This is a genomic window from Desulfocurvus sp., assembly GCF_023230885.1.
GTDB lineage: Bacteria > Desulfobacterota > Desulfovibrionia > Desulfovibrionales > Desulfovibrionaceae > Desulfocurvus.
Window position 1 is genome coordinate 1 of record NZ_JALNWM010000224.1, and the last position, 5,296, is coordinate 5,296.

The 5,296-nt window shown below is 70.5% G+C and carries 3 protein-coding genes; 1 reads left to right on the forward strand and 2 read right to left on the reverse strand.

The features are described from left to right. Positions 1-218 precede the first annotated feature (218 nt). Both M0P34_RS13505 and dut read right to left on the reverse strand, forming a co-directional pair. Positions 219-1,418, reverse strand: a complete 1,200-nt coding sequence (locus M0P34_RS13505) for an aspartate aminotransferase family protein (protein WP_291500029.1) — start codon at positions 1,416-1,418, stop codon at positions 219-221. A gap of 16 nt (positions 1,419-1,434) precedes the next feature. Then, positions 1,435-1,926, reverse strand: a complete 492-nt coding sequence (gene dut, locus M0P34_RS13510; RefSeq protein WP_291500031.1) for a dUTP diphosphatase — start codon at positions 1,924-1,926, stop codon at positions 1,435-1,437. 322 nt (positions 1,927-2,248) lie between these two features. On the opposite strand from dut, the gene glgP reads away from it, so the two are divergent. Beyond that, the gene (gene glgP, locus M0P34_RS13515) at positions 2,249-4,816 is read left to right on the forward strand and encodes an alpha-glucan family phosphorylase (RefSeq protein WP_291500033.1); all 2,568 of its coding nucleotides are present in this window, start codon (positions 2,249-2,251) and stop codon (positions 4,814-4,816) included. Positions 4,817-5,296 lie beyond the last annotated feature (480 nt).

The window sequence follows — 5,296 nt, forward strand, 5'->3', positions numbered from 1 at the left end:
CGTAGGCGCGCTCCTCGCCGCCCGGGGCCGCCTGGGCGGCGGGGCCCACGGGGGCGGCGTCCGCCGGGGGGGCGGCGGGCTCCACGCTGCGGTCTTCGGTGTTCATGACGACCATGACGGCGCTCCCTGGTTCCGGGGTCTGCCTTCCAAGTAAGAGCTTTTGGCAGGGGGGTCAAGGGCCGCCGGGCGCTCCCGGCGGCCCTTGCCGCGCCGCCTAGCTAGCCCTGGGCGCGCAGGATGTCCTCCAGCGCGGCGGCGAAGGAGTCCAGGTCCTCGCGGGTGATGACCAGCGGCGGCACCAGCCGCAGGGATGTCTCGTGGGTCAGGTTGCAGATGAAGCCCCGGTCGAGCAGCGCGCGCCACACGTCGGCGGCGGGCCGCGTCAGCTCCACGGCCAGCATGAGGCCCATGCCGCGCACCTCGGCGATGGTCCCGGGGGTGCGCCGCGCGATGCCCGCGAAAAGCTCCCGGGCGTGGGCGCCCATGAGGGCGGCGTGCTCGGCGAGGTTCTCGGCGAGCATGATGTCCACCACCTTGGAGGCCACGGCGCACACCAGGGCGCCGCCGCCGAAGGTCGTGGCGTGGGCCCCGGGGGCGAAGCCGCGCGCGGCCTCGTCGGTGGCGAGCATGGCGCCCATGGGCAGGCCGCCCGCCAGGGGCTTGGCCACGGTGAACACGTCGGGGGTCAGGCCGTGGTGCTGGTGGGCCCAGAAGCGGCCCGTGCGGCACATGCCGGTCTGCACCTCGTCGACCATGAACAGCACGCCGCGCTCGCGGCACAGGGCCTGGATCCCGCGCACATAGTCGCCGTCCAGGGGCAGCACGCCGCCTTCGCCCTGGATGATCTCCACCAGCACGGCGGCCGTTTGCGGGCTCATGGCCGCGCGCATGGCGTCCAGGTCGCCCTTGGGCACGGTGGTGAAGCCGCCGGGCAGGGGCTCGAAATGCTGGCGGAACTTCTCCTGGCCCGTGGCGGTGACCGTGGCCAGGGTCCGGCCGTGGAAGGAGCCCGACAGGGTCAGGATCTCGTAGGCGTCGCGGCCCTGCACGGTGCGCATGTAGCGCCGGGCGAGCTTGATGGCCGCCTCGTTGGCCTCGGCGCCGGAGTTGCAGAAGAAGACCTTGCCCGCGTGGCTTGTGCCGAGCAGCTTTTCGGCCAGTTCCGCCTGCTCGCGCTGGTAGAACAGGTTGGAGACGTGCACCAGCTTGGCGTATTGGCGGTTTATGACCTCCAGCAGCTCGGGACGGCTGTGCCCCAGGCTGCACACGGCGATGCCCGCCACGAGGTCGAGGTGGCGCTTGCCGTCCACGTCCCACAGGTGGCAGCCCTGGGCCCGGTCGATGGCCAGGGGATAGCGGCCGTAGGTGTTGCAGATCAGTTGTTCGTCCCTGGCCTTGATGTCGTCGAAAGCGCTCATGGATGACTCCGTGGCGTTACAGTGTTCCGGTATGTCCGAACCCGCCGCCTCCGCGGCTGGTGTCGGAAAGCTCCTGGGCCCGGACAAGGGCCGCCTGGAACACGGGAAGCAGCACCAGCTGTGCGATGCGCTCCCCGCGCCGGATTCGTCGTCGCTCGCCGGAGGTGTTGAGCAGTGAGACGATGATTTCGCCGCGGTAGTCGGGATCGATGACGCCCACGCCCTGGCTGACGGTCAGCCCCTGGCGCGCGCCAAGGCCGCTGCGCGAGAACACGAAGCCCGCCACCCCGGGGGCGGCGATTTCGATGGCCATGCCCGTGTGGAAGGCGTGGCGGCCCCCGGCGGGGATCTCCACCTCGTCCTCGTCCATGCAGGCGCGCAGGTCGATGCCCGCGCTGCCCGGGGTGCCGGGGCTTGGCGGGTTCTGCTCCAAGAGCGGATGGAGGTATTTGACGCGGACCTCGACGGCGGCGGGTGCCGCCGGGGCGGTTGCGGCGGGGCGGGGCATGGCGGCTCCTGGCTTGGTGTGGCACAAGGCCCGCGCCCCGGAAAGGGCGCCGGGCGGTCGGATTGCAGTAGCCCCATTGGCGGGTGAAGTCAAAGCCCGGGCGGGCGGGCGGGGCGCCGGGCCGGGGGCGCCCCGGCCGGAGGGGCCGGTCCGGGGCCCTCCGTCGGCCTTGCCTTTTCCTGCCCGGGTTGGCAGATAGGAAGGACGGCGGGCAGCCGTCCAAGGACGGCCCCGCCGGACAAGCCGTTCGCGCCTCGCGAACCGCCCGCGCGCGGGCGCCGCCGCACCCTGACGACGACCCCCCTCGGGGGAGGAGCCTTCCATGAAGCCCATCCAGACCTACAGCGTCGTGCCCAAGCTGCCCAGGAACCTCAAGCCCTTGTGGGATCTGGCCTTCAACTTCTGGTTCTCGTGGAACGACAAGGTCGAGGCGCTGTTCTCGCGCATCGATGTCCGCCGCTGGCGCGAGAGCGACGGCAACCCCGTGGCCTTCATCAACGCCATGTCACAGCAGGAACTGACCGACCTGTCCAACGACCAGCTTTTCCTGGACCGCCTGGGCGAGACCCACGCGGACCTCATGAGCTACCTGGGCAAGGCGGCCTCGGCGGTGGAGTTCAAGGCCCGCGAGGACGGCCAGCCCGTGGTGGCCTATTTCTCCTTCGAGTTCGGCATCTCGCCCGCGCTGCCCATCTATTCCGGCGGCCTGGGCATCCTGGCGGGCGACCACCTCAAGTCCGCCAGCGACCTGAACCTGCCCCTGGTGGGCGTTGGCCTGTGCTACCAGCAGGGCTACTTCCGCCAGTACCTGACGCCCGACGCCTGGCAGAACGAGCGCTACCCGGTCTACGACTTCGAGCAGATGCCCCTGACCCTGGTCTGCGACGAGCACGGCCACCCCGTGCGCTTCGGCGTGGACTTCCAGGGCAGCGACGTGCTGGTCCAGGTCTGGAAGGCCGCCGTGGGCCGCGTGGCGCTTTATCTCATGGACACCAACCTCGCCGAGAACCCGCCCGAGTTCCGCCAGCTGACCACCCGCCTGTACGGCGGGGACCTGGAGATGCGCCTCAAGCAGGAGATCCTGCTTGGCATCGGCGGCATCAAGGCCCTGGCCGCCCTGGGGCTCACGCCCTCGGTGATCCACATGAACGAGGGCCATTCGGCCTTTGCGGGGCTCGAGCGCATCCGGGTGTTCATGAAGCACAGGGGTCTGCCCCTGGAGGCGGCCATGGAGCTTACGGCGTCGAGCTGCGTGTTCACCACGCACACCCCGGTCCCGGCGGGCAACGACCGCTTCCCGCCCGACCTGATGCAGCGTTTCTTCGAGCCCTATGCCCGCGACATGGGCCTGGCCTTCAAGGTCTTCCTGGCCCTGGGGCGCGAAGACCCGCGCGACGACGCCGAGCCCTTCTGCATGACCGTGCTGGCACTGCGGCTGTCGCGCTTCAACAACGGCGTGAGCCGGCTGCACGGCAAGGTCTCGCGCAAGATGTGGGAGCGCGTGTGGCCGCAGTTTCCCCTGGAGGACGTGCCCATCGGCGCGGTGACCAACGGCGTGCATCAGCCCACCTGGGTCGCCGACGAAATGGCCCTGCTGTACGACCGCTTCCTGGGCGGCAACTGGCGCGAGGACCCGGACTGCGAGCGCGTGTGGCGCAACGCGGAGACCATCCCCGACGCCGAGCTGTGGCGGACCCACGAACGGCTGCGCGAGCGCCTCGTGGGCTTCGTGCGCCAGCGCCTGCGCGACGAGCTGCTGGCCCGGGGCGCGCGCCACAGGGACATCGAGGCCGCCGACGATGTGCTCGATCCCCAGGCCCTGACCATCGGCTTCGCCCGGCGCTTCGCCACCTACAAGCGCGCCAACCTGCTGCTGCGCGACAAGGAGCGCCTGCTCAGGCTCATCAGCGACCCGGCGCGCCCGGTGCAGTTCGTCTTCGCGGGCAAGGCGCACCCGCGCGACAACGAGGGCAAGCGGCTGATCCAGGAGCTGGTGCAGCTTTGCCGCAGCGCGGACTGCCGCAACAAGATGGTCTTTTTGCCCGACTACGACATGGAGTGCGCGGCGTACATGGTCCAGGGCTGCGACGTGTGGCTGAACACCCCGCGTGTGCCCCTGGAGGCCTGCGGCACCAGCGGCATGAAGGCCATGTCCAACGGCGTGCTGCATGTGAGCACCCTGGACGGCTGGTGGGCCGAGGCCTACCGCCGCGACAACAGCCTGGGCTGGGCCATCGGCCAGGGCGAAATCTACGACGATCCCGAGCACCAGGATTTCGTGGAAAGCCAGACGCTGTATACGCTGCTGGAGTCGGACATCGTGCCCGAGTTCTACGAGCGCGGGCACGGCGGGTTGCCGCGCAGCTGGACCCGGCGCATGAAGCGCGCCCTGCTGGAGCTGGGCCCGGTGTTCAACGCCCACCGCATGGTGGAGGACTACGCGCGCCACGCGTACATCCCGGCTTCGGAGAACTTCCGGACCCTGGCGGCGGACGGCTTCGCCAAGGCCCGCGAGCTGGCCGAGTGGCGCATGGAGATGATGACCCGCTGGGGCGGCACGGCGGTGCGCGCCGTGCAGGCCCGCGAATCCGCCGGGCGGCTGTATGTGGGCGAGGCCGTGGACGTGGTCTGCGAGGTGAACCTGAACGGCATCGCCCCGGAGCATGTGAGCGTGGAGATCTATGCCGGGCCCCTGGACCACGAGGGCACCTTCACCGCACGCAAGGCCAAGGCCATGGAGCCCGCGGGCAACACCTCCGACGGCTGGCTGCGCTACGCGGGCATGCTCAAGCCCGGCGAGCCGGGCCGCTTCGGCTTCACCATCCGCATGCTCCCCCGCCATCCCAACCTGCTGGACCCGCGGTCCCTGGGGCTGATCCGCTGGGCGTGAGGGAAGGGGCGAAGCAGAGGCGAAGGAAGGGGACGGAACTCCGGCCCGGATTGGTTGGATGAGGAAAGAAAAGAGGACAGGCCCTGCCGCTGGCGGCAGGGCCTGTCCTTGTTGAAATATGTGTCCGGCGTACGGTGTCCGGCGCCTGTCGCGCCGCCTCCCCGGCGCCCTGCGGGCCGCAGGGCGCTTTCGGCCATGAAGGCCGAGCGGGGCATGCCCCGGGGCCTGCCCCGGGCCCTGGCCGTGCGATCGATGGCGTTGAGCACCTGCGCGGGCATGGTGATGTTTGCGGGCACTGCCCTGCGCTTGAGGAGGGCTCCGTCCACAATCCGCGATCAGCGCCGCGCCGTCCCTGGCTCCTTCGCTGGCCGGGCCGGTTTCCGGGGGCCTGCGGCGAAGGGCCTTTGTCTGCTGGGCCCGTTTGCCCTCAGCCCAGCTCCCGCACCGCCTCCTCCAGGTGGTCGAGCCAGAGGGCGGCGA